This window comes from Candidatus Hydrogenedentota bacterium (assembly GCA_012730045.1).
Classification (GTDB): domain Bacteria; phylum Hydrogenedentota; class Hydrogenedentia; order Hydrogenedentales; family CAITNO01; genus JAAYBR01.
In genome coordinates, this window is record JAAYBR010000112.1 from 1 (window position 1) to 5,385 (window position 5,385).

The 5,385-nt window shown below is 71.2% G+C and carries 3 protein-coding genes and 1 rRNA gene; all 4 read right to left on the reverse strand.

Annotated features, from left to right (window positions below):
- Positions 1-785 (reverse strand): 16S ribosomal RNA (locus tag GXY15_12835); the annotation flags it as partial.
- Between the two features lie 726 nt (positions 786-1,511).
- The gene (locus tag GXY15_12840; protein NLV42095.1) at positions 1,512-2,819 is read right to left on the reverse strand and encodes a sigma-54-dependent Fis family transcriptional regulator; all 1,308 of its coding nucleotides are present in this window, start codon (positions 2,817-2,819) and stop codon (positions 1,512-1,514) included.
- The gene (locus GXY15_12845; protein NLV42096.1) at positions 2,812-4,113 is read right to left on the reverse strand and encodes a hypothetical protein; all 1,302 of its coding nucleotides are present in this window, start codon (positions 4,111-4,113) and stop codon (positions 2,812-2,814) included. Before GXY15_12845 ends, GXY15_12840 begins: the two co-directional genes overlap by 8 nt.
- A 74-nt stretch (positions 4,114-4,187) precedes the next feature.
- A complete protein-coding gene (locus GXY15_12850; GenBank protein ID NLV42097.1) occupies positions 4,188-5,069 on the reverse strand; it encodes a hypothetical protein in 882 nt (293 codons plus the stop codon).
- Positions 5,070-5,385: the final 316 nt, after the last annotated feature.

A 5,385-nucleotide genomic window follows, 5' to 3' on the forward strand; every position in this document is an offset into this window, starting at 1 on the left:
ATCCCGTTCGCTCCCCACGCTTTCGAGCCTCAGCGTCAGTTTCGTGCCAGAAGACCGCTTTCGCCACTGGTGTTCCTCAGGATATCTGAGCATTTCACCGCTACACCCTGAATTCCATCTTCCTCTCACGAACTCAAGACGGGCAGTATCCGAAGCAAGTCCGAGGTTAAGCCCCGGATTTCCACTTCAGACTGACCCGTCCGCCTGCGCTCCCTTTACGCCCAGTAATTCCGAACAACGCTCGGGACCTCCGTATTACCGCGGCTGCTGGCACGGAGTTAGCCGTCCCTTATTCCTAAGGTACCGTCAGGCCGGGGACATTTCCTCCCCCGGCTGTTCTTCCCTCAGAAAAGAGCTTTACGACCCGAAGGCCTTCATCACTCACGCGGCATGGCTGGATCAGGCTTTCGCCCATTGTCCAATATTCCCTACTGCTGCCACCCGTAGGTGTCTGGACCGTGTCTCAGTTCCAGTGTGGCCGATCAACCTCTCAGCTCGGCTACCCATCGAAGCCTTGGTGGGCTGTTATCCCGCCAACTAGCTAATGGGGGGCGGACTCATCTCCTGGTGGCGCCGTGAAGCGCCTTTTTTTGCCGGGCATGGACCCAGCAACCACATGCGGTATTAGCGACCGTTTCCAGCCGTTATCCCCCGCCAGGAGGCAGATTATCCACCTGTTACTCACCCGTTCGCCGCTAACGCCTCTCCGAAAAGAGACGCCCGCTCGACTTGCATGTATGAAGCCTGCCGCCAGCGTTCGTTCTGAGCCAGGATCAAACTCTCCAAATAAACCTTGACGGCTCCGGGTTGCCCCGGCGCCGGACTGGTTGGATTGTCTGATTCCTATGTTCGAATCACTCGAAAAGGAATCGTCTTGGGGATGGCCTGCGGCCAAGGCCGCCTGCCATCCTGCACAAGCTACGATCTCATCTCTCGTACATCGTATTCAATTTTCAAAGAGCGCCAGCCCCTTGCGGGACCCGGACCGTTTGCTCAACGGGTCGTACAGCATACCACCCGTGAGCGGCCCATGTCAACCTTCCGTCCACCTTTTTTTGGAGGCGGCCGGACGCCGGGTTGCCCCGTCGGCTGACCGGCTATCCCCGGTCCGAAAACCGGAATAGCCATCATACTGATTAAACTGTCTCGTTGTCAACTTTCTTTCCCCCCCGCGCAACCGCGCCGTAGGGCACCGGTGTGGGGAGGGCCGCTTGCCGCTCTCGGTCAAGCGGATAACAACTTTACCACGCCCGCGGGGCCGATGTCAACCTTTTCGTCCGCGCCCTTTCGGGCCGCCGGACCGGCTCGCAACAACCACCGTCGAACGGAGGCGAAGTATGCCAAATGGCGGGGGCCAATGTCAAGCATTGCGCGGGGTATTTTTTCGGGGCCCTTTTTCGCCCCCCGCCGGCGGGGCGCTCCGGCCCGCCGCGCAGGATCCGTTGTGTGATGTGTCACAAGCAGTATAAGTGGTAAAACCGCAACACGTGGGGAGACGCGGGCCCGCGCGCTCACATGCCGTAGGAGCGCAGCTTGTACACGAGGCTGCGGCGGCTGATGCCCAGCAGCTCGGCGGCCCGCGTCTTGTTGCCGCCGGTCTTCTCCAGCGCCTCCAGAATGGCCCGCCTGCGGATGGCCTCCATGTCGCCGACGAGCACGCCGCCCGGGGCGGGGTCCGCGTCCGCGCGCGGCCGCGCCACGGCCGGCGGCAGGTCGCCCGGCAGGATCACCGCGCCCGTGGAGAGGATGGCCGCGCGCTCGAGGGCGTTGCGCAGCTCGCGCGCGTTTCCCGGCCAGTCGTGCGCGGCCACGAGCCGCCCGGCGGCGGGCGACAGGCGCCGGTGGCTCCCGCGCAGGAAGTGCGCGGCGAGGGGGAGGATGTCGTCGCGGCGCTCGCGCAGGGGCGCGATGCGCACGGGGAACGCGCTGACGCGGTAGTAGAGGTCCCCGCGGAAGCGCCCCGCGGCGGCGTCGGCCTCGAGGTCACGGTTGGTGGCGGCGACGATGCGCGCGTCGCTGCGCAGCTCCTCCGCGCCGCCGACGCGGCGGAACGCGCCGGACTCCAGGGCGCGCAGGAGTTTCGGCTGCACCTCCGGGGGCAGCTCGCCGATCTCGTCGAGGAAGAGGGTGCCGCCGTGGGCGGCCTCGAGGCATCCGGCGCGCCGCGCGTCGGCGCCGGTGAAGGCGCCCCGCTCGTGGCCGAAGAGGTGGCTCTCGAAGAGCGCCGGGGGCACGGCGCCGCAGTTGACGGCGATCCACGGCCCCTCCGGGCGGGCGCCCCACGCATGCAGGAGCCGCGCGAGCACCTCCTTGCCCGTGCCGCTCTCGCCGAGGAGCAGCACCGTGATGTCCGCGGGCGCGGCGCGGCGCACGGCGCGCAGGGTCTCGCGCATGGCCGCGCTCTCGGCGACGACGCCGGGGGGCGGCGCGCCCTCCGCGTCCGCGCCGGGCACGCCCAGCACGTCCTCCACCGCCGTGAGCAGCTCGTCGAGGTCCACGGGTTTCTCCACATAGTCGAGGGCGCCGCCCTTGACGGCGGCGACGGCGTCGCGCAGGTCCATGTAGGCGGTGAGGAAGATGACGCGCGGCGGCCGCGCGGCCTGCTGGAGCCGCGCCAGCACCTCCAGTCCGTTGAGTCCGGGCAGGCGCATGTCGAGGAGCATGAGGCCGCACGCCGCGCCGCGCGCGAGGGCCTCCTCCCCCGTGGCGCACTCCACCACGGCCCAGCCGGCGGCCTCCAGCGCGTTCCGCAGCAGGATGCGCTGCGCCGGATCGTCGTCCACCACCGCGACGGAGGCTCTGGCGCGCGCGTCATCCATCCGCCACCGCCTCCAGGTTTTCCAGCGACACCACGGTGCCCCGGTCCGGCGCGGGGGCGATGTCCAGCCGCCAGCCGTGGGCGGCGGCGGTCTCGCGCACGAGCGCAAGGCCCAGCCCGCACCCGCCGGGGAAGCGGCTGAAGTACGGCGTGCCCACGCGCGGCAGGTCCTCCGGCGCGATGCCGCAGCCCGTGTCGCGCACGCGCAGCGCGGCGCGGCCGCCCGACGCCGACGCCTCCACCCGCAGCGCGCCGCCGTCCGGCATGGCGCGCAGCGCGTTGATCAGCAGGTTCATCAGCGCGCGCCGCAGCAGCTCCGGGTCCGCGCGCACGCGCAGCTCCGCCGGGACGTCCGTCTCCAGCGACACGCCCTGCGCCGCCGCCTCGTCGCGCAGCAGCGCCGCCAGCCCGCCCGCGATCCCGGCAAGGTCCACCGGCTCCGGCGCGGGCGGCTGCGGCCGCGCGAAAAGCAGGAACCCGTTCACCCGGCCGACGATGCGGTCGGTCTCGTCCACAATGGTGCGGGCGCGCGCGCGCGTCTCACCGGTTGCGCCGGGCGCTTCGCCCAGGGCCTGCGCCATCCCGCGCACCACGGCCAGCGGGTTCTTCGTCTCATGGGCCAGCCCCGCGCCCAGCTGGGCCAGGCGCTCCTGGTGCTCCGCCCGCGCCTCCGCCAGCGCCAGCCGCCCCCGCAGACCGCGCTGCCGTTGCACCGCGCCCCGCAGCGCGATCGCCAGCCAGCACGCCAGCAGCACCCCCGCGCCAAGCAGGCCGGCCCGCGCGCGCACCCCGGCCAGGGCCGCGCGCGCCTCCGCCGTGTCCAGGCACAGCACCAGCCGGTACGGCCCCGGCGGCAGGGGTTCCCACCCCGGACCGCCGCCCTGGCCGCCCCCGGGACCGCGGCCCCGGCCGTGCATCCCGCGCCCGGGCGCGGGGCCGTTAAGGGGGTGCACGCCCAGCTTGGAAAGCATGCGCGCGCACCGATACCCCTCCGGCGCGAAGGGGGACACCCCCGCGCCGTCGCACGCGCCGCCGTCAAACAGCACGGCGCCGTCCGCCGTCTCCAGGCGCAGCGCGGACACCTGCGGGGAGTCCGCCATGCCGCCCAGGGCCTCCGCCAGCGCGTCGGGCAGGTAGCGCCCGCCCCGCGCCTGCGCGTGGGCGATGTGCTCCGCCACGTCCAGCAGCAGCTCCCGCCGCGCGGCCTGCTCGCGCTCCAGCGCGCGCTTCCCGGCGGAATGGCCCGCCAGCCCGCACCCCGCCGCCAGCAGCACCGCCGTTAATAGAAGGAACACCCCCCTCGCCGGGGGGGGTGTTCGCGGTTCCGTCGTTGTGTGCGGGTGCTGGTGCATCCTGTGTTCCCGCGGGCTCAGCGCGCCCGGCCGCGGCGCGCGCCCCGGTCCGGGCCCGCATCGCCCGTGGACCAGCGGATCCGGGTGCTGCCGCCCACGGACACGTTCCGCAGGCTGCGGCCCTGCGGGCAGGCCGCGGGCGCGCTGTCGCACACCCCGTCCCCGTCCGCATCCGTGAAGTTGTCACACTTCCCGTCCTGGTCCGCGTCCGCAAAGTTCGGGCACACGCCCCGGCCCTGGCCCCGGCCGCCGGTCATCGCGCGGCCCCGGCCCTGGCCCCGGCCCTGCGGGCAGGCCGCGGGCGCGCTGTCGCACACCCCGTCGCCGTCCGCATCCGTGAAATTGTCACACTTCCCGTCCTGGTCCGCGTCCGCGAAGTTCGGGCACACGCCCCGGCCCTGGCCGCGCCCGCCGGTCATCGCGCAGCCCCGGCCCTGACCGCGACCCTGCGGGCAGTTCGCCGGGGCACTGTCGCACACCCCGTCGCCGTCCGCGTCCACAAAGTTGTCGCACTTCCCGTCGTTGTCCGCGTCCGCAAAGTTCGGGCACACGCCCCGGCCCCGGCCCTGGCCGCGGCCCTGTGGGCAGTTCGCGGGGGCGCTGTCGCACACACCGTCGCCGTCCGCATCCACAAAGTTGTCACACACGCCGTCTTTGTCGGCGTCCGCGAAGTTCGCGCACACGCCCCGGCCCTGGCCACGCCCGCCGGTCATCCCGCGGCCCCGGCCCTGGCCCCCGGCCCCCCTCGCGGGGGTGTTGTCGCACACCCCGTCCCCGTCCGCGTCCGTGAATGCGGGCCGCGCGGGGGCGGCGTTGGTGTTCGGCCCCTGCGCAAAGGCCGCCGCGCCCAGCACGAGCGCCGCCAGCATAACCATCATCATCATCCGGTTCGTCTTCATGGCTTCGGTCTCCCTGCGGCCTTCGCCGCGGTTGTTCTTTCAGGTTCCATCAGGGAGGGGAACAAGAACCGTGCCAGTATTTCCCTTTGTTTTGCCGGGGTTCCCCCCTGCAATTTGGGGCATTTCACGCAAAACCCTGCAAAGAATGCAGTGCAACCCAGAGCGCCGCCCCGGGAGCGCCGCTTCGCCCGTCATGGCGAGCCCCTGACCGCCGTGGGCGGGAATTCTGTCCATGAAGCCATGGATACGGGTGTCCTTTCCCTCTTCACCCCGGAGGGGTGAGGGCCATTAGCCGGTGGTTGAGCGAAGCGATACC